This window comes from Corynebacterium sp. TAE3-ERU2, assembly GCF_019209955.1.
In the GTDB taxonomy this organism is placed as follows: Bacteria; Actinomycetota; Actinomycetes; order Mycobacteriales; family Mycobacteriaceae; genus Corynebacterium; species Corynebacterium megadyptis.
In genome coordinates, this window is the sequence record NZ_JAHUTL010000002.1 from 1 (window position 1) to 19402 (window position 19402).

General features: G+C 62.8%; 18 protein-coding genes and 4 tRNA genes. 12 read left to right on the forward strand and 10 right to left on the reverse strand.

The window, feature by feature from the left end; genetic code table 11:
• The first annotated feature begins 53 nt into the window (after positions 1–53).
• From KRX12_RS02950 to msrB, 7 genes are all read left to right on the forward strand, one after another.
• Positions 54–126 (forward strand) — tRNA-Gly (locus KRX12_RS02950).
• A gap of 72 nt (positions 127–198) precedes the next feature.
• Positions 199–272: transfer RNA gene (locus KRX12_RS02955), tRNA-Cys, on the forward strand.
• Positions 273–277: 5 nt separating this feature from the next.
• Positions 278–349 (forward strand) — tRNA-Val (locus KRX12_RS02960).
• Between the two features lie 37 nt (positions 350–386).
• A tRNA-Gly gene (locus KRX12_RS02965) sits at positions 387–459 on the forward strand.
• Between the two features lie 69 nt (positions 460–528).
• Entirely contained in the window at positions 529–1236 is a 708-nt protein-coding gene (locus KRX12_RS02970) for a pyrimidine reductase family protein (protein WP_218365701.1), read from the forward strand.
• Between the two features lie 91 nt (positions 1237–1327).
• Positions 1328–2635, forward strand: a complete 1308-nt coding sequence (locus KRX12_RS02975) for a glycosyltransferase family 87 protein (RefSeq protein WP_218365703.1) — start codon at positions 1328–1330, stop codon at positions 2633–2635.
• The gene (msrB, locus tag KRX12_RS02980) at positions 2632–3042 is read left to right on the forward strand and encodes a peptide-methionine (R)-S-oxide reductase MsrB (RefSeq protein ID WP_151528637.1); all 411 of its coding nucleotides are present in this window, start codon (positions 2632–2634) and stop codon (positions 3040–3042) included. The genes KRX12_RS02975 and msrB overlap by 4 nt, the downstream gene beginning before the upstream one ends.
• Positions 3043–3142: 100 nt before the next feature.
• Here msrB and hemQ read toward each other — a convergent pair whose 3' ends face one another.
• Positions 3143–3847, reverse strand: coding sequence for a hydrogen peroxide-dependent heme synthase (gene hemQ / locus KRX12_RS02985; RefSeq protein WP_151528636.1), 705 nt, complete (start codon positions 3845–3847; stop codon positions 3143–3145).
• Between the two features lie 289 nt (positions 3848–4136).
• Here hemQ and KRX12_RS02990 point away from each other — a divergent pair, with 289 nt between their 5' ends.
• Complete coding sequence (locus KRX12_RS02990; protein ID WP_192795872.1) at positions 4137–4754, forward strand: DUF3000 domain-containing protein; 618 nt, start codon at positions 4137–4139, stop codon at positions 4752–4754.
• An 83-nt stretch (positions 4755–4837) separates the two neighbouring features.
• Positions 4838–6064, forward strand: a complete 1227-nt coding sequence (locus KRX12_RS02995; protein ID WP_218365705.1) for an HRDC domain-containing protein — start codon at positions 4838–4840, stop codon at positions 6062–6064.
• Positions 6065–6080: 16 nt separating this feature from the next.
• Here the strand turns inward: KRX12_RS02995 and KRX12_RS03000 are convergent, their stop codons facing one another.
• From KRX12_RS03000 to dut, 5 genes are all read right to left on the reverse strand, one after another.
• Positions 6081–6923, reverse strand: coding sequence for a formate/nitrite transporter family protein (locus KRX12_RS03000; RefSeq protein ID WP_370625120.1), 843 nt, complete (start codon positions 6921–6923; stop codon positions 6081–6083).
• A 57-nt stretch (positions 6924–6980) separates the two neighbouring features.
• Positions 6981–8951: a 1-deoxy-D-xylulose-5-phosphate synthase gene (dxs, locus tag KRX12_RS03005; RefSeq protein WP_218365707.1), complete on the reverse strand. Its 1971-nt coding sequence runs from the start codon at positions 8949–8951 to the stop codon at positions 6981–6983.
• Positions 8952–9186: 235 nt separating this feature from the next.
• Positions 9187–10404: a class I SAM-dependent RNA methyltransferase gene (locus KRX12_RS10990; protein ID WP_370625525.1), complete on the reverse strand. Its 1218-nt coding sequence runs from the start codon at positions 10402–10404 to the stop codon at positions 9187–9189.
• Positions 10405–10413: 9 nt separating this feature from the next.
• Entirely contained in the window at positions 10414–11322 is a 909-nt protein-coding gene (locus KRX12_RS03015) for a DUF3710 domain-containing protein (RefSeq protein WP_218365709.1), read from the reverse strand.
• 69 nt (positions 11323–11391) lie between these two features.
• Complete coding sequence (gene dut / locus KRX12_RS03020) at positions 11392–11832, reverse strand: dUTP diphosphatase (protein ID WP_370625543.1); 441 nt, start codon at positions 11830–11832, stop codon at positions 11392–11394.
• Positions 11833–12056: 224 nt separating this feature from the next.
• Here dut and KRX12_RS03025 point away from each other — a divergent pair, with 224 nt between their 5' ends.
• On the forward strand, positions 12057–12581 hold the full coding sequence (locus KRX12_RS03025; protein WP_370625123.1) for a DUF3093 domain-containing protein: 525 nt from the start codon (positions 12057–12059) through the stop codon (positions 12579–12581).
• A 113-nt stretch (positions 12582–12694) separates the two neighbouring features.
• On the opposite strand, the gene KRX12_RS03030 is transcribed toward KRX12_RS03025, so the two are convergent.
• The gene (locus KRX12_RS03030; protein WP_151528629.1) at positions 12695–12991 is read right to left on the reverse strand and encodes a DUF4193 domain-containing protein; all 297 of its coding nucleotides are present in this window, start codon (positions 12989–12991) and stop codon (positions 12695–12697) included.
• Between the two features lie 202 nt (positions 12992–13193).
• On the reverse strand, positions 13194–14051 hold the full coding sequence (locus KRX12_RS03035) for an inositol monophosphatase family protein (RefSeq protein ID WP_218365711.1): 858 nt from the start codon (positions 14049–14051) through the stop codon (positions 13194–13196).
• Between the two features lie 190 nt (positions 14052–14241).
• Here KRX12_RS03035 and ppgK point away from each other — a divergent pair, with 190 nt between their 5' ends.
• Together ppgK and KRX12_RS03045 are read left to right on the forward strand one after the other, a co-directional pair.
• Complete coding sequence (gene ppgK, locus KRX12_RS03040; protein WP_218363383.1) at positions 14242–14994, forward strand: polyphosphate--glucose phosphotransferase; 753 nt, start codon at positions 14242–14244, stop codon at positions 14992–14994.
• A gap of 332 nt (positions 14995–15326) precedes the next feature.
• Positions 15327–16997 carry an RNA polymerase sigma factor gene (locus KRX12_RS03045; RefSeq protein ID WP_370625526.1) on the forward strand — a complete coding sequence of 557 codons (1671 nt, stop codon included), beginning with the start codon at positions 15327–15329 and terminating at the stop codon, positions 16995–16997.
• Positions 16998–17076: 79 nt separating this feature from the next.
• Here KRX12_RS03045 and KRX12_RS03050 read toward each other — a convergent pair whose 3' ends face one another.
• Together KRX12_RS03050 and KRX12_RS03055 are read right to left on the reverse strand one after the other, a co-directional pair.
• Positions 17077–18582 (reverse strand): DUF418 domain-containing protein, encoded by a 1506-nt coding sequence (locus tag KRX12_RS03050; RefSeq protein ID WP_218365713.1) that lies wholly within the window; start codon positions 18580–18582, stop codon positions 17077–17079.
• A 90-nt stretch (positions 18583–18672) separates the two neighbouring features.
• Positions 18673–19284, reverse strand: a complete 612-nt coding sequence (locus KRX12_RS03055) for a hypothetical protein (RefSeq protein WP_218363385.1) — start codon at positions 19282–19284, stop codon at positions 18673–18675.
• Positions 19285–19402: the final 118 nt, after the last annotated feature.

Consider the following 19402-nt stretch of genomic DNA (forward strand, 5'->3'; position numbering starts at 1 on the left):
ATCCCAGTATCGCGCACGCAGAACAAGGCATTGTTCTCTAAAACAACATGCATGCGGATGTAGCGCAGCTGGTAGCGCATAACCTTGCCAAGGTTAGGGTCGCGGGTTCGAGTCCCGTCATCCGCTCGGATACACCACCCCTTCGGGGGTGTCCTCCTTACACTTAAGGTGTGTATCGTTGTAAATACTAAGTGACACGGTGGAATGGCCGAGTGGTGAGGCAAAGGTCTGCAAAACCTTGTACACGGGTTCGATTCCCGTTTCCACCTCCACTTAAGCGCGTTTAGCTCAGCGGGAGAGCGCTTCCCTGACACGGAAGAGGTCACTGGTTCAATCCCAGTATCGCGCACGCAGAACAAGGCATTGTTCTCTAAAACAACATGCATGCGGATGTAGCGCAGCTGGTAGCGCATAACCTTGCCAAGGTTAGGGTCGCGGGTTCGAGTCCCGTCATCCGCTCTCTTAGAACTCCCGTCTTCTCCTTCTCGGAGAGGGCGGGAGTTTTCTCTGCGTGGCACAATGACCGTTATGGCCCCCACTCCCCTCACCCGCAGTGAGATCCTTGGTACTGAGTGCTCGCCCTCGCAGCCCGAGATCCGCGCTGTCTGCGTCTCCTCGCTCAATGGTTCCGCCACGCTCGAGGGAACCTCCGGCTCCTTGGGCAATGCCAACGACACCCGAGTGCTCAGCACGCTGCGTGCCTGGGCCGATGTGGTACTCGTTGGCGCTGGCACGGTCCGCGCCGAAAACTACGGCGGGGTGCAGCTTGATCCCCAGCAGCGCCAGCACCGCCGCGACCAGGGGCAGGCGGAGACTCCCCCGCTGGCCGTGATCACTGGCGCAGCGGAGATGGACACCACCTCCCGCTTCTTTCGCGACAACACCACCCCACCGATCGTCATCACCGGCGCAGACAATGCGCACACCTCAGCCGAGTTCGCGGCCGCGGGTGCTGAGCTGCTCCTGCTTGAGGATCTCTCCATCGACCACGCCATCACGGCGCTGCGGGAGCGTGGCTATCACCGCATCAGTATTGAGGGCGGGCCCAGCGTCTACGGCCATGTGCTTGCCCAAGGGCTGATCGATTACCTCCACTTAAGCCTCGCCCCGGTGATCACCCCCATGGATCAGCCGCTGTTTAGCTATCCCGCTGCCTCCACCCGGCTGCAGCTCGATGCCGTGCACCACGATGAAGAGGGCTATCTTTTCACCCGCTACCGGCTGCCACGCACCTAGTCCAGCAGTGGTTGCTGTGATGACCACAGTCTCGTAGCCACTGGGTGTGCCGCAGCAAATACCGCGAGGCGAAGCGATTACACTCACTGGGGTGATCGCACCCAATTCCCTCCAGCATCGTGGCCTGATGATCGCGCTGTGGCCGATCGCGCTCGTGATCATCGCCTACCGCGTGGCCATCCAGGCCGCTGCCGGCGGCCGCGCCGATGATTTCTCCACCGTCTATTTCGCTATTCGACGCCACCTCGACGGCGTAAACGTCTATAGCGAGGATTACTCCACCGTGGACCCGCACTACCTCTATAACCCCGGGGCCACGCTCATCCTCTCCCCGCTCGGCTGGTCCACGGATTGGACCACCGCGCGCATGCTCTTTATCTGCGCCAATGCCGTGGCTATTATCGCCGCGATCGTGCTGCTCTTCCGCCTTACCGGGCGCTCGATCCGCACCCCGTGGCTACCGCTTGCCATCTCCCTGGCCTTTTGTACCGAGTCCGTGATCAACACCCTGTTGTTCTCCAATATCAACGGGTTGCTGCTATTGGCGCTGGTGAGCTTCTACGCCCTCACCCACGCCTCCAAGCCCTGGGCGGCGGGGCTGGTTCTCGGCCTGGCCATCGTGATTAAACCCCTCTTCGCGCCCCTGATCTTCATTCCTGTGGTGCTGCTGCGTAGTCACTGGCCGAGCCTGATCGGCGCGCTGGGTGTGCCGGTGATCGCGAATATCATCGCCATGCGCATCGTCACCGGAGCCGGCGAGTATTTCTCTGTGGTCGTGCCCTATCTCAGCCAGGTGCGTGACTACGCCAATGCCTCCCTGCGCGGGCTCACCCTCTACTTCGGGGTGCATCCGGTCGTGGCCATGGCGCTATGGCTGCTGCTCGCCGCCTTTGTGGGCGCCGGATTGATCGCCCTGCTCGCAATCCGCAGCAGCAATCAGGTGGTGTGGCTGCTCACCACTGGTTCCCTGCTGCTCGTCGGGGTGTTCGTGCTGTCCTCGCTGGGGCAGATGTATTACTCGATCTTGCTACTGCCGCTCGTTGCCACCGCCGGCATGCACCGCAGCATGCTGCACAATCCGCTGACTATCTTGGCGATGTTCCTGTTCTACTTCCACTTCCGCACCGATGATCTCGGGGTCTCCCTCTGGGGCTATCTGGTCGGCACCACCATCGGCTACGCCGGCTGGGTGCTGCTCATTGTGGTCATTGCCACCACCGCGGTGAGCTGGCTATTCTGGGAGCCCGATCGGGCCGCGGCACTCGTCGGCCGACTGGGAGACCCCACCTTCGTCCCCGCGGCCCACAGCGCCCGCGCCAGCAGCCACGCCGGCACCCCATACCGCACCCATACACAGCCTGGGCCGAGTATCGCCCACCGAGAGGAACAGACACAATGACGGATTATCGCGAACTCAGCGACAGCGAATGGAAGCGCCGCCTCAACCCGGAGGAGTTCCGTGTGCTGCGCATGGCCGGCACCGAAGCTCCCCATGTGGGCGAATACACTGATACCACCACGGCCGGGGTGTATTCCTGTAAGGCCTGCGGCACCGAACTATTTCGCTCGACGGAGAAATTCCAGTCGCACTGCGGCTGGCCCTCCTTCTTCTCCCCGCTCGCCGGGGAGCGCATCATCGAACGCGAGGATCATAGCCTCGGCCGGGTGCGTACCGAGGTGTTGTGCGCCAACTGCCATTCCCATCTCGGCCACGTCTTTGCCGGCGAGGGCTATGACACGCCGACCGATCTGCGCTACTGCATCAACTCCATCTGCCTCACCCTCGAAAGCGACCCTGAGGCCTAGTACAGGTACAGCAGAATAGACACCGGCGCCCAGCGGCGAGACATCATCTCGCACCGCTGGGCGCCGGTTAGTTATGCGGACATAACCGCATCGCTGCGCATTAGGGCAGCATGCTCACGATCTCTTCGATATCGGAGACGCGACGGCCGGTGAAGAAGGGGGTTTCTTCCCGCACGTGCAGGCGGGCTTGGGTGTAGCGCATGCGATGCATGAGGTCCACCAGACGGTGCAGCTCGGGGCCTTCGAAGGCGAGCACCCACTCATAGTCGCCGAGGGCGAAGGCCGGCATGGTGTTGGCCCGCACATCCGGGTAGTCACGCCCCGCCATGCCGTGCTCGGCGAGGATCTTACGCCGCTTGGACTCGTCCATGATGTACCAGTCATAGGAACGCACGAAGGGATAGACGGTAATCCAGTCGCCTGGCTCCTCGCCCATGATGAAGCTGGGCAGGTGGGACTTATTGAACTCCGCCGGGCGGTGCATGCCGTTGCCGGTCCACACCACCTCAGTGAGCTGGCCCAGCGTGGTCTCGCGGCGGAAGCGGTTGTACGCCTCCTGCAGCTGCTGGTACTCCTCGGCGTGCCACCAAATCATGAAATCCGCATCAGCCTGGATACCGCTGATGTCATAGATCCCGCGCACGACCAGCTGATCGCCGTCGTCAATGCTGGCGAAGAACTGGCGGGCTTCGGCGATCACTTCCTCGCGCTCGGAACCGAGGGCGCCCGGAATGGCCCGGAATACCGCCCACTGGGTGTAGCGCTGGATGGAGTTGAGCTTGGCGTAATCTGGCCGTTCACTCACGAAAAAGACCTCTTTTCACTCTGTTGAGAAAAGTACTGGTCGCGTGGGGAGAAACCACGGGATTTCCTGCATATCTGAGAGTCGACTATCCACGCGATTGCTGACTGTGCAAAGTCTAGCTAACCTCCACGCAATTTAGCCATACCCACCCCGCGTTCAGTGCCGCGGCGGCGGGGCGGATGTGGCGGCGAGATGGCGTCGATAAGCATGCATAGCGGCCGTGGAGAGCGCTGACAAGGCTCGGCGCGCCTCCCGCGCGGCCCCGCGTGCAGAAGCTAGCTTGGATCACGTGAAGGAATCTGACGCAACCCTGGCATCCGCCCCGAATAGGACGTCCTCGCAGGGCTACCCGCAGGAATTTGCTGCGGCTGTGGAGTCGCTGCATAGCGTGTCGCTGCGGCCGGAGATTTCTCTGGGCACGATTCGCCCGCCCCAAAAGCTCGCGCCGTATTCGCATGCGATCGGGCTGGAGGTCGAGCATCCCCTGCGGGAGAACGAGCCCATTCCCACCGAGTCCGAGGGCGACGCCTTTGGCCGCTTGATCGTGCTCTACGATCCCAACTCGGAGGATGGCTGGAACGGCAATATGCGGCTGGTGGCCTATATTCAGGCCGATATGGACGATGCCGTCGCCAACGATCCACTCCTTCCCGAAGTGGCGTGGCAGTGGCTCTCCGAGGGACTCGACGACTCCGGCGCCTCCATCACCGATGTGGGCGGCACGGTCACCTCCACCGCCTCGGTGCGTTTCGGCGATATCGGCGGCTCTCCCCGCTCTTTCCAGCTGGAGATGCGCGCCTCGTGGACCGCACTGGATCAGGACCTCAGCGATCACGTGCGAGCTTTCGCCAATGTGCTCGCCCTCGTGGCTGGACTGCCACCCGAGGGAGTCCGCACGCTGCGCTAGCACTAGAATGCTTCTGGAGCCAGCCATGCCTTAGCCGCTGGTGCGGCTCATTTTGCTTATCGACGCCAACCTCAGGAAGCACAGTGCAGCTTGACGAGCCACGAGACGGCCTGCCCCCTGTTCTCTCCACGCCCACTGAATTTCAGCACGCCGCGACTGCCTTGGCTGCCGGTTCCGGCCCCATCGCTGTAGACACCGAGCGGGCCCAAACCTATCGCTTCGACGATCGTATTTTCCTGCTGCAGCTGCGCCGCGCGGGGGCGGGAACATTTCTCATCGCACCCGAGCGCCATCGCCGCGAGGTCGCGCGCATTCTTGGCCCCGTGCTCAACCCAGAAACGTGGATTCTGCACGCCGCCCACAATGATCTGCCCATGCTGCGCGAATTGGGTGTGTATCCCCGCGGGCTCATCGACACCGAGATCGCTTCGCGTTTGCTCGGCCTGGATAAACCTAATCTCTCCTCCTCTCTGGAGCACTTCCTCGGCATTTCTCTTGCCAAGGGGCATGGTCGAGAAAACTGGTCGCGCTGGCCTTTGCCTTCCTCGTGGCGTAACTACGCAGCACTCGATGTGGAGCTGCTCATTGAGCTTGCGCAGGCCCAAGCGCTGCAGCTTAAGGAGGCCGGAAAGAGCGAGTGGATGGCCCAAGAGTGCGCCCACATGCTTGAGTTATGCGATGTCGATTCCCCCTCCCCCAGCTGGACCGAGGTCAAGGGCGTGGGCAAGGTCCGCAGCCGCAAACAGCTCGCCTATGTGCGCGAAATTTGGCTGGCGCGGCGCACCATTGCGAAAAAGCACGATCTGCCGCCCTTTAAGGTGCTCGCCAATCAGCTCGTGCTGGATCTGGCGCGGCGCCAACCGCGCAGCAAAAAAGAGCTGAAGGATGCGGTGCAGCCGCAGCGGCGGCTGAAAGATCTCCCCCAGCGGGTACGCATGGAGTTACTCGATGAGCTCAGCATGGGGCTCGGCCGTGCCCGCTCTATGAAGAAGGACAGCTGGCCGCAGCGCCCCAGCGATGGCCCCCGCCATCCCGAGTATTGGGTGAAAAAAAGTGATCCCCTCTACAGGGCGAGCCTGCAGACCGTGCGCGAGGATCTCGACGATCTAGGCCAGGAGTTAGACCTCGATCGGAGTTTGCTGATCGACGCCCGCGCGATGAAGAAGATCGTCGCGCACAGCGTGAATATCGGCCCTCTCGATGATTCCACCCTAGATGCGGATTATCAGCGCTTCGGGGTGCGCCCCTGGCAGCAGGAGCTCACCCGCGCCATATTCCATCGGCACCTCCAAGCCTCGAGCAATTACTAGTTACGGCCGGCCCAGCTTAGGACTGATCGGCTGCGCCAGCACGCCAGCCGCGCAGGACGCGCGGCATGGTGGTGAGCATGAGACCGCCGAGCACATTGAGCGGGATCACCCACCACACCCAGCCGAGCCAGGCGAGGAAGCTCACCTCCGGTGCGCCGGAGAAGATCGCGCCAAAGATGATGATGGAGTCCAGTACCGAGTGAAAGAGCGGCGGACCGGCAAGCAGGAAGGCGCCGGCGACCGCGGCAGCAATGGTGGTGGCGCCGTCTTGGGAGCCCACCTGCATGCGCGTCATCAAGGTAATAGCTCCGCCGGCAAGAAATGCTAGGGCCACTCCCTGCACACTGAGTCCCGTTTCGAGGAAGCTGTGCGCGCTCTCGGCCATGGTGCCGTGCAACTCCGGCAGGGCCAGCTGCACCAACCAAATGGAGAAGGCACCACCGATGAAGTTCGTCACCAGGGTAATCGACCACATACGCAGCACTTCCCACCAGCTGCCCTTGCCGGCAGCGACGGCCACCACGGGATAGTAGAAGCCTTCGGTGAACAGATCAGAGTGGGCCAAAAGAAGCGCCACGAAACCGATGGAGAAGGCCAGGGCCGCCAATAAGTGGCTGCCCGTTTCATGCAAGGTCAGCAGGTAGGCCAGCACACCGAAGGTGATCTCGATACCACCCAATAAACCCGTGGCCGTCATCACCCGCCAAGAGCGTTGCAGGCGTTCGGCGCCCGTGACGGCGGCATCGACATAGGCGTCAATGATCTCTTCTTCGAGACTTTCCCGCCCGCGCTCGTACTCCGCTTGATTATGCTCTTTGAGCTGCCGTTTTTTTAATTCAGAGTTTTCTTTCTCAGCCACGAGCTCACAGTATAGGTGGAGCGCGGAGAAAGTGATAAGCGCCCCGCGTGGGGGTGGCTAGCTCTCCGCGGAGTCGGCGTCTGCGTCGCTATCGGCTGCGGGCGTGGCTGCGGGGTTCTCCGCGCCACTCACGGTGGCGCCGATGCCGTCGAGCCAGCCGCGGGTGGAGGCGGCGATGCCGGTGGCATCGAGGCCGATCTCCTCCATGATTTCGTTACGGGAGGCATGCAGCAAGAAGCGCTGCGGTACGGCCGCGTGCCGGGTGGGCACATCCACCTCGGCGGCGTTGAGGGCTTGGGCGATGCTGGAGCCCACTCCGCCGTGGGCCACACCGTCTTCGATGGTGACCACGAGGTCGTGATCGGCGGCCAGCCCGATGAGCGAGGCGGGCACGGGGATCACCCAGCGCGGGTCGACCACCATGGTGGATACCCCCTCCTCCTCGAGGGCACAGGCGGCGTCGAGGGCCGCATGGGCCATCGGGCCCACGGCGATGAAGAGCACCTTGGGGGCGTCACTGTGCTCATCGTCGTGATAGCGCAGCACATCTACCCCATCGTTGAGCGTGCCGACGGCGTCGAGCTGCGGTGGGCGCGCCCCCTTGGGAAAACGCACCACGGTGGGACCGTCGCTGATGTCGAGGGCCTCGCGGAATTGCTCGCGCAGCTGCTGTGCATCGCGGGGTGCGGCGAGCCTGAGCCCCGGCACGATACCGGTGACGGCCATATCCCACACGCCATTGTGGCTGGGCCCGTCCGAGCCGGTCACCCCCGCCCGATCGAGCACAAAGGTGGCGGGCTGCTTGAGCAGCGCCACATCCATCAGGAGCTGATCGAACGCCCGGTTGAGGAAGGTGGAGTAGATGGCCACCACCGGGTGTGTCCCACCGAGCGCCAGTCCCGCTGCGGAGGTGGTGGCATGCTGTTCGGCGATACCCACATCGAAGAAACGATCGGGGAACATCTCACCGAATTCGGCCAGGCCGGTGGGCCCCGCCATGGCGGCGGTGATGGCCACAATATCGGTGCGTTCCTGACCGGCCTTGATCAATTCTTCGCTGAAGATCTTGGTCCACCCCGGCGCGGATTTGGCCAATGGCTCGCCCGTGGTGGGGTCGATGGCGCCGGTGGAGTGCATGAGATCGGCGACGTTGGCTTCGGCGGGAGCATAGCCGCGCCCCTTTTCCGTGACCATGTGCACGATCACCGGCTTGTCGTACTCCTTGGCGTATTTCAGCGCGGAGTTCACCTGCTCTTGATCGTGGCCGTCCACGGGGCCCACATACTTGATTCCCATTTCGGGAAAGAGCACGGTGGGCAGCACGGCGTCCTTGAGGCCCTCTTTGACGGCGTGCATGGTGGTAAAGGCGCGGCGGCCTACCCAGCCCATGTTCTTCAGGGTGGATTTGCCCTGTTCCATAACACGGTCATAGAAGGGCTGCATGCGCAGTTCGGCGAGGTTATTGGCGAAGCCGCCGATGGTGGGTGAATAGCTGCGGCCATTGTCATTGACCACGATCACGAGGTTGCGGTCATTATCCGCGGCCACGTTGTTCAGGGCTTCCCAACACATGCCGCCGGTGAGTGCGCCATCGCCGACGACGGCGACCACACAGCGGTCCGTGTCTCCCTGGAGGGTGAAGGCCTTGGAGAGGCCATCGGCCACGGAGATCGATGCCGAGGCGTGCGAGGATTCGGTCCAGTCGTGCTCGGATTCCCCGCGATCGGTGTAACCAGAGAGACCACCCTTTTGGCGCAGGGTGGCAAAATCATCGCGGCGTCCGGTGAGCATTTTATGCACATAGGACTGGTGCGAGGTGTCGAAGATGAGCGGGTCGTGCGGCGAGTCGAATACGTAGTGCAAACCGATGGTCAGCTCCACCACGCCGAGATTGGGGCCGAGATGGCCGCCGGTTTGGGAGACGTGCTTAACCAGGAACTCCCGAATCTCCCGCGCCAAGGCCTTTTGGCCGGCGATGGTTAATGCCTTGACGTCATCCGGAGTCGAGATGTGTTCCAAGAACCCCATGGATCGGTCTTCCTTTCAAAAGATCTCGGCGCCGTGTTCGGCCGTGGCACAGCGAAGGTGCCCACAGTGTGCTTCCACGTCCGCGAGGCTCACATGGTGCCCTCGGCGGGGCTCATGGTGCGGTGAACATACGCGAACTCACGCGCGGGCCACAAGGCCGCGGTTTCATTCCTGTCTATTGTACTAGGCAGCTCCGCTCGGGTTGCCGAGCGGTAGCCGCGTGCCGTGGGCGTGCTCAGTCGCGCCCGCTGGAGCCGGTATCCGCTGCGGCGGGGCGTAGCAGTGCGATGCTCTCGCAGTGGTGGGAGCCGGGGAAGGCATCCACCACGCTCAGCTGCTCGACGCTATAGCCGTGCTCGGCCCATCGCGCGAGGTCACGGGCAAAGGTGGCGGGGTCACAGCCGATGTGCACCACGGCCTGTGGGCGGCGGGCGGCCGTGCCGGTGATCACTGCGTCCTCCGCGCCGATGCGGGGCGGATCAAGCACCACCACATCCGGATCGGGCAGCACCCCGGCGGTGGTGACGGCCTCGGCGCAATCCCGACGGTGAAAGTGCACGCCCCCGTCCTCAGCGAAGGCGCGCCGGCCGCATGCGGCGCCGTGCTCGGCGAGCTCGACCGAGTGCACCTCACGCCCGGAGTCGCCGCGCAGTGGATCGACGAACAGACCCACACCGCCGTAGAGATCCCAGGCGACATCTCCGCCGATATCGCTGAGAGCCTCGGCGATGAGGCGCTGATAGGTCTCTGGCGCCCGCCGGTGGGCTTGCCAGAAGGCGTCGGCGGGGAGGGTGAATGTCCTCCCGCCGATGGTTTCTTGAGCCTGGCCACTGCCCAGCAGCACCTGCCCTTTCGCCATCGCGTGCACCTGCCCCGCGCTATCGAGGCAGACGCTGAGCTCTCTGGCTCGGGGCGCGGTGAGCGCGGAGATGGCGTCGTGAAGCTGCGGCGCAAAAGCCGAGCAGCGGTGATCGTGCACGACCTCGTGGGAGCCGCGGCGGCGCACGCCGATGCGGCCCAGGCGGTCCACGCCGAGCCGGGCGCGGGTGCGCCAGCCAGTATCCATCCCCAGATCGATGGTGGTGACCTGCTCTGGGGCCTCGAGTTTCGCCAGCCGGCGCAGCTGCTCGAGCACAATGCCGGTTTTGGTCTCGGCCTCCACGGCGGGGTCAAGATAGGCGAAGTCGCAGCAGCCGCCACCCTGGGCGGCCGCTGGACAGCGGGCCTCCACTCGGTGCGGCCCGGGGTTGATCACCGTGAGCACCCGCGCCCGCAGGAAGCGTTTTTTGGCCTGGGTGATTTCTACCTCGAGCTCATCGCCGATCACGCTATCGCGGACGAAAACGATGCGCTGATCCTCGGCTGCATCGCTAAGCCGCGCAATCGCTTCGCCGCCATGGGCCATGCGCAGCACCTGCACGCGCACGCGGGAGCCTTTAACCACATCGAGCACTACGAGAACCTAGTTATCCTTGTCCAGCTCTTTGATCTGCTGCACACCGCTGCCGGGCTCAGACTCCTCCGGGGAGGGCGCCTGCGGCTGCTGCGGCACCTGCGGCTGCTGCGGCTGCGCCTGTTGGGGCTGCTGGCCTGCACCACTGTTCTGCTGGGCCAGGTTGTACTGCGCCAGCGCCTGGGCGGCCTGCCGCTGCTGGCTCTGCTGCTGTGCCTGCTGGGCGTCATTCTTGCGCTTGACCATGGCCTCTTGTACCTGGGCGACGAGCTGCTCCGGCAGCACGACAGGCAAAGAGGTGCCGGCCATCATCGGCTGATCGCCGCGATAGACGAAGGTGCGGGCGAGCACATCGCGGGCGAGATCGCGCAGATCATCGGCGCGTTCTTTGGGGCCGACGAGGGTGGTGCGCAGCATCCAGCGGGGACCATCGCAGCCGATCATGCGGATCTGGGCCTGGTCGGTCACACCGACGAGTTCGGTGCCCCACGGGCCCTCCTCGGTGTGTACCGCGAGTCCATCGTTTTCCATTCCCGCGCGGATCTCATCGATCACGGTGGGCCACTGGGGCTGGGATGCGGCGGCGGCAAAGCCCACCGGGGTGATACGGCCGTGCTCGGTAACGATGTGGAGCATGCGGGGGCCGTTCTCCCCCATTTCCACCTGCACTTGGCTGGGCTTGGGCAGGGCGATCTTCATCGAGCCCAGATCCAAGGTGCCCACAGAGAAATCAGAGAAGTCGAATTCCTCGATATCGACACTCTGGCCATCGAAGGGGCCGTACTCCTCGCCGGCGGCATTGCTATCGGAATCAACCGCGGAGTCACCATAGCTGGCGTCGGGTTGCTCGGTGGCAGACGCCGCCGTCTCCTCAGCTGCTGCGTGCTGCTCTTCGTTCTTCTTGCCAAATGGCCACATGGGCGTCACTACCTAACGTTTATTCGGGTTCTCTTGCGATATGGGTACTACTTTTGCCGAGCCTACTATTTAATTCAGCCCTGTCGAACCATAGCCGCCGGTGCCACGAACGGTGTCGTCGAGTTCCTCCACTTCCTCGAAATCCACCAGCTCGACCTTTTGGATCACCAGCTGGGCGATGCGCATCCCGCGGGTGACCGCAAAACTCTCGTGGCGATCATGGTTAATCAGGCACACCTTGATTTCGCCGCGATAGTCCGCGTCGATGGTGCCCGGGGTATTAACCACGGAAACGCCATGTTTCGCACCGAGTCCAGAGCGCGGATGAATCAGTCCCACATATCCCAGCGGCAGGGCCAGAGCGATACCAGTGTTGATGAGCGCGCGCTCCCCTGGCGCGAGGGTGAGAGAGTCTGCTGCATAGAGATCCACTCCGGCGTCGCCGCGGTGGGCTCGGGTGGGCAAGGGCAAGTCGGGATCGAGTCGCTTGATCTTAAACACAGCACACAGCCTAGTCCTTCTCCCCCGTGACACCCGAAGGGGCAGCGGGTGGATGGACCACGGCTCTAGCACCTAGCCGCCGACGTTAAGGACGGTGATCAGCGGCGCAGCGTGGGCACTGGGTGCTGCTCAGCGCCACCGCAGCGTAGGAAATACTGAGTACATACTGAGAGGAGATTATGAGTGGTGAGGCTAAGTTGGACGTGGTGATAACTGCACTACACTCTAGGGATGTGACTACGTCTACGGAGAAGCGCGCCGCGACCCTCTACCGCGAACGGCAATGGGTTCCGTGGTACTGGTGGGCCCTTGCGCTCACGATGGTGACAGTGTTCTGCCTGCAGTTGATGTTTAACCGCAATGTCTGGTGGTTCATTATTCCCGAGATCATTCTGGGCGCCGCAGTGATCTGGTACCTGTGGTGGATCTCCTCGACCACCGTGGTGGTGGAAGAAGACGCCGACGGGGTGCGCTGGCTCAGCACCGATGGTGCCTCCCTGCCGCACACAGTGGTGGATCGTTCCTTGGCCGTGCCCGCCTCCGCGAAGCAAAACGCCATGGGCCGCCAGCTGGACCCGGCAGCCTTTTTGGTCTCCCATGGCTGGGTGCCCCAGATGGTGATGTTGGTGCTCGATGATAGCGATGACCCCACCCCCTACTGGCTCATTAGCGCCAAGGACCCCGCCGCCGTTTTGGAAGCCTTTGTGCCGGACCAGGCCGAGACCGCCACCGCGCCGCTACGCCGCGGCCAGCACTAGTACCGCTAGGTCCGTAGCACGCATAACGCCGACGATGACACATTCTCATCGCCGGCGTTCGTCGTCTACACAGGGCTATGCTTATCGACGCATCCCTGCTGGATCTCTGCGTACTAGGCGCAGTCGAGACAGATCTCGGAGCCATCGGACTCCACGTGCGACATGCGGTTGCGCTTTTGCACGAGGAAGCAGCTTCCGCAGGTGAACTCGTTCTCCTGGCGAGGCTTGACGTCCACGTTGAGCTCCTCGCCGGACAGATCCAGTGCCGGAAGCTCGAAGGGCTCCACGATCTCGCCATCATCATCAATATTCGAGGAGCTGGTATCAGCGGCGGCCTTCAGGCTTTCCAAAGAATCCGCGTCAAGCTCGTCTTCAACTCGGCCGCGGGGAGCGTCGTAATCAGTAGCCATGGGGAAACTTCCTTGTGTGTCTCGGGCTAGACGGTCAGGTCACACTTCTGGCGAGTTCGATACGCGCTTTAAGGGGTGAACAGGTGGTGAACTCGCTATCGACGCGCATACTAAAACACATACTCAGCTTTGTCACCTTCCCACTCGGACACAGTCGGCACACCCCACCCCCGTTTCCGTGACCGAGCACAGATTCAGCAGCTCAACGCTCATTCCTAGCGGCGTCGACCACCCCCGCTAATTGAGCCGCAACGCCCGGCTGGGCGGCGAGAACCAGCGCATTATCGGCGCTGGAGGTAGACAGCGGCGGACAGGTGACCGTGGCGCCCGCCTCCCGCGCGATGAGCATGCCGGCCGCATAGTCCCAGGCATTCAAACCGCGTTCATAATAGGCATCAACCGTGCCCGCGGCGACGGCCACCAGGTCCAAGGCTGCCGAGCCCATGCGTCGAATATCGCGCACCTGCGGCAGCAGTGTTGCCAGCACCGCGGCCTGTTCGGCACGGCGCTCGGCAGAATAAGAAAATCCCGTGGCTACCAGCGCGGTGGCCAGATGGGCGCTATCCCCGCACTGCAGCGGGCGAGGGTGCTGCGAGGTGGCGTCGTCACGCATATCAGCACCGAGCCCCACCCCGGCGCTTGCGCACGCCCCGGTCGCCACGTTGAGCACGGCCCCGGCCACCACCTCCCCATCGATGGCGGCGGCAATGGACACCGCGTATTGCGGCAGGTTGTAGAGGAAGTTCACGGTGCCGTCGATGGGATCAACAATCCAGACCACCCCCGTGGCACTGCGCTTCTGGGCGCCTTCCTCCCCGATGAGGCCATCGCCTGGGCGCAACTGCTCCAAGCGGGTGGCGATGAACTCTTCGCTTGTCTCATCCACTATCGTCACCGGATCCACGGCCGAGGACTTGGTGCGGGTAACCGCCCGGAGATCACCACCGAACTCAGCGCGGGTGCGCATAATCACCTCGCGGGCCTCATAGGCCACGGTGATCGCCGTGCGACGCAGCTCGTGAACAGTATCCGTACTCAGGGTGTGCGATGTGCCAGTCATGGTCTCTATTGTGCACCCTAAGCGGTCTACCGGCTGGGCTCTGCGCGCCCGCCTGGCTGGCCTGCGGACGCTCTAGCTACTCGCCCCGCCGTGGCCAGCAGTCAAGCGGCGGAAGAAGCGCTGGCAGAGCGGCCGCGTCAGAAGGGTGACCACCGCTGCAGCACCGAAGGCGTTTTGTAAGATGGGGGCTATGACGCGCACAGGTTTTGGTATTGACATCGGCGGCTCGGGCGTGAAAGGCGCCAAGGTTGACCTTGACACGGGTGAATTTATTGGCGATCGCCTGAAAATAGCGACTCCGCAGCCAGCAACCCCAGAGGCAGTGGCCGAGGTTGTCGCCGAGATCGTCGCCCACTTCGAGTGGACCGGACCGGTGGGCATCACCGTTCCTGCCATCGTGAAAAACCAGGTGGCGCTGTCCGCCGCCAATATCGATCCCTCGTGGATCAACACCGACGTCGCCGATCTCTTCTCCCGCCATATCGATAATGAGCAGATCGTCGTGCTCAATGACGCCGACGCCGCCGGCCTAGCCGAGGTGCGCTATGGCGATGAGCGCGCCCGCCAGGGTGCAGCCATCCTGCTGACCATCGGCACCGGCATTGGCTCCGCCATGCTGGTCGACGGCAAGCTCTTCCCCAACACCGAGCTGGGGCATATGAACGTGGGCAAGAAGGAAGCCGAGCAGCTCGCTTCCTCGGCGGCGAAGGACCGGGAGGAATTGTCCTATAAGAAGTGGAGCAAGCGCGTGAGCAAGGTGCTCAACGAGTACGAGCGCTTGCTCAACCCGTCCATCTTCATCGTCGGCGGCGGCATTTCCCGCAAGGCCGATAAATGGGTGCCGCTATTGACCGTGAACACCCCCGTGATCCCCGCCCAGCTGCGTAACCGCGCCGGCATCGTGGGCGCGGCACTCGCGGCCGAGGACAACATCACTCCCTAAAAGTAGCTCCCCACACTGCCGAGCCAGTACCACGCTTAGGGGGTGGGGCTAGTGGCAGTACGGAGGGATACTTCTATATACTGGGCGGTTGTTCTTAACCGATGGCCGAACTATGGCCTCTCTTTGCGCCGCTGGTACGCACTACCGGCTAGCGTTTTCGCTGGCCACTAGGGCGAAACCGGCGGTTGCGTTGGTTAGTGATTCAGCGACACCACCCCATGGCGTCGCCGGCAATGCACAACCGCACACGAAGACACAGCGCTCGACACACCGCACACTTTGGGGAGATCTCCGAGTGTCACGACGAGCGAGACAGACGAGAAAGGGCGTACGTGGCAGCCACTGATCCTTCGGACACCGGCACTCCGGCCGAGGCTGGTTCCAAAGCAACAACTGGGCGTGATAATGCCACGGGAGGCACGACTGTGAAGAAGGCAACCGCTAAGAAGGTCGCACGCAAGGCAGCACGCAAGGCAGCCCCGCGCGCGGCCCGCACCGCTGACACCTCGACCTCGGCAGACACCACAGCCGCACGCAGCGAGGCAACCGCCCCCGCATCGAGTTCGACCGCCGCCGGCGGCGAGACCACGGACGCCCCCACCGCCGCGACAGCGACGAAGAAGGCAGCCAAAAAGACGGCGAAGAAGACCGCAAAGAAGAGCGCCAAAAAGACCGCTCGGAAGGCTGCGAAGAAGACCGCCAAGAAAACGGCCAAGAAGACCGCGAAAAAGACGGCAAAAAAGACAACTAAAAAGACCACGAAGAAGACGGCGAAGAAGTCGACTCGCAAGGCCACCGCTGCGGAAAAGGCTGTGGTGGATGAGGATCTCGAGGAGGATCAGCTCCACGAGCAGGACGTAGACACCGATCTCGACGATGCCGATGTGGACTACGATCCGGATAGCCCCGACTCCGAGGACGAACCCTTCGCCGAGGATGACGCCGATACCGACTCCGAGGACGAGAGTGCCGAGGACGAGGAAGAAGAAGATGATGGCTCCTCAGTGTGGGATGAGGACGAGTCCGCAGCCCTGCGCCAGGCCCGTAAGGATGCCGAGCTCACCGCCTCGGCAGACTCGGTTCGCGCCTATCTGAAGCAGATCGGCAAGGTGGCGCTGCTCAACGCCGAGCAGGAGGTCTCGCTCGCCAAGCGCATCGAGGCCGGGCTCTATGCCACCCACCGTCTTGAGCAGCTGACTGAGGCCTATGCCCAGGGCGATAAGGACGCCAAGCTCACCCCGGCTATGAAGCGCGACCTGCGCTCCATTGCCCGCGATGGCCGCAAAGCCAAGAACCACCTGCTCGAGGCCAACCTGCGCCTGGTGGTGTCTCTGGCGAAGCGCTATACCGGCCGCGGCATGGCGTTTTTGGACCTCATCCAGGAAGGCAACTTGGGCCTGATTCGTGCCGTCGAGAAATTCGACTACACCAAGGGCTATAAGTTCTCCACCTACGCCACGTGGTGGATCCGCCAGGCCATTACCCGCGCCATGGCCGATCAGGCCCGCACCATCCGTATCCCGGTACACATGGTGGAAGTGATCAACAAGCTCGGCCGCATCCAGCGTGAGCTACTGCAGGATCTGGGTCGCGAACCCACCCCGCAGGAGCTGGCGAAGGAAATGGACATCACCGAGGACAAGGTGATGGAGATCCAGCAGTATGCCCGCGAGCCGATCTCGCTGGATCAAACCATTGGTGATGAGGGCGATAGCCAGCTCGGTGACTTCATCGAGGATTCCGAGGCTGTGGTGGCCGTGGATGCGGTGTCCTTCACCTTGCTGCAAGACCAGCTGCAGGACGTGCTGCATACGCTCTCCGAGCGTGAGGCCGGCGTGGTGCGCTTGCGCTTCGGGCTGACCGATGGCATGCCGCGTACCCTCGACGAGATCGGCCAAGTCTATGGCGTGACCCGCGAACGCATCCGCCAGATCGAGTCCAAGACCATGTCTAAGCTGCGCCACCCCTCTCGTTCTCAGGTGCTGCGCGACTACCTCGACTAGACGCCCGCTTAAGATCAACGACTACGGCCCCTGCTACTACGCAGCGGGGGCCGTAGTCGTGTGTTCGAGGCTTATCACACTAGGGCGCAGCTGGCCCCGAATCGCGTTGCTCTGGCTGCCCAGCATCACTGCGGGGCTGCTCCGGCTGCATCTGGGGCTGGTGGCTGAAACGTGGCGGCAGCACCGGTGGCGCCGGTGGCTGCTGCCCGAGCGCTGCTGGGGAACCAGTCGCCATCGCCCCCTGCGGCGGGACGCCGGGGTGCGGCTGCGGGTGGCGGGCCCAATAGTCCGCGGCCAAGCCCTGCTTGCCATATGCCATGCGGCGGTGCAGCGTTTCCAGCGGGCCACGGCGCCCCATGAGCTGCAGCGCATAGGCTCCAAGGACTGTCACCGCCCAGATCGCCGCCGCCAAGCCGGTGGCCACGGCGGCACCGTCGCTCTGCCCCCATCCCAGCCCATAAGAGGCGACGAAGATGGTGGCGAGGAGGGACTGGGCCACATAGCCGGACATCGAACGCTGCCCCAGTGCCGCCACTGGCGCGATCCATATGGGCAGTGCGCGCTCATAGCTCATGCCCTGCGCCGTCTTTTCCGTGATCCGGCGCTGTATCGGGGCGCAGGCGAGAACGATAATCGCCACGATGCCCGGTCCGGTGATCACACCAAAGCCCGTATTGAGCACCATCCACGTCGCGAGACTCTCCTCGTTGCCCAATACGCCGATCGCGTTGAGCCCCATAGGCAGCCCCACCGCAAGCATCACCACGATGCCCGCAGCCGCCGCGATCCAGAGCGTGCGCCGATGCTCCTCTGGATGGGTGAGCACCCCGCGGCGTGCCCAGACGAATCCGAGCAGCATCAAGGGAAAGAGCATGGGGATCTCGGTACCCAGGTTCAGCGGCTGCAGCACCAGGAAGAGCGCGCCACCGCCGAGCTGAGAAAGATAGCTGTCGAGGAAGTTCGAGGCGAGCGGCATCCCACCCGATGCCGTGGTCTCGGGGCCGAAGAGATCAAACTGGGAATCGGCAATCATTAAGACAATGGCGATAATCAGATTGCCTATCATCCACATTGCCGATAACACCCCGGCGATAATGAGCAGGGTTTTATCCCGGAAGTTAATCATCAATGCCAGCAATGCCCCAGCTATGCCATAAAAGACCATGATGTCGCCGAAGTAGAGAAACACCATATGCACGGCGCCGAAGATAGCGAGCCACACATAGCGCATCGCGATAGTTTTCCGGGCTGCGCCGAGTGGGTAGCGTCGTCGAGCCAAAGACATGGCGATCAGGCCCACGCCGAATCCCAGCATGGTGGAAAACATCGGCAAGCCGCGCACGTGGGCCAGCATGGATCCAGCGACCACAGCGACCTTATCCGCCGTAGAGCCATCCACCACTCCCCCGAGTTCTTGGACGCTGGCCCCAGCGGGTCCAGCAAGCCACGTGGTGGTGAGGTTCGCGATCGCAATGCCTAAAAGGGTGAATCCGCGGGCGAGATCGGGGGCGAGCATGCGCACTGTCGTCGCGCTGCGCAGGGGTGGATCTGTCGGAGAGGACGCCGCAGTAGTCGGGGTACTCATCGCTGGTGACGCTCTTTCTGTTTCCTCGAAGGTGGGGGTTGGAAATAAGAAAAGCCGCGTGAGACGGACTCACGCGGCTGCTTCACGTACTTATTGATTCATGTAGTTCTCGATACAGGTTTCCATCTGATCCTCGGGAACATTCTGGCATTCTTCCACAACACCGCTGAGGAGGGTACCGAAGAAGATCGTAATCACAGCGACAATGACCAGCAGCAGCACGGAGATGACCACCGAAATGATGGACATGGTCACGCGGCGCTTCGGCCCCTGCATCTTGCGGCCCTTCACCCACGCGATAATGCCCAGCACGATGCCGGCAATGGCGAGGAATGGCGCAACCACTAGACCAACGACGGTGACCGCGAGAACCACGGCCGCGATGGACACACCCAGTGCCCACGGAGCGATCTTGTTCACCTGCTCCACGGGATAGCCGTAGTGGCCGCCGGGGTGAGCGCCCTGGTCAGAGTAGCCACCCTGATTGGGATACGCGCCCTGATTGGGGTAGCCGCCCGGGCCGGGATAACTGCCCTGCGTGGGATAGCCACTGGGATAGCCACTCTGGTCCGTCTGGCCGGAGTTCTGCACATCCCCAGAGAAGGAGTCACTCGAATTCGGCATCCGGTGCTGTGGCTGGTTATTCGGCCACTCGCCATCATGCCAAGCGTTGTTGGAGTTGCGATCGTTGTTGTCTGCCATATGAGTGTTGTCCTTCCAGACTGTATGCGGCCCTAGCGACGGGAGTACTTCTGAGAAACTATTCCACCTAGGGCACTGTTATCTACAAAAGTTTATCATTGCCTCAGCATCGCGATGG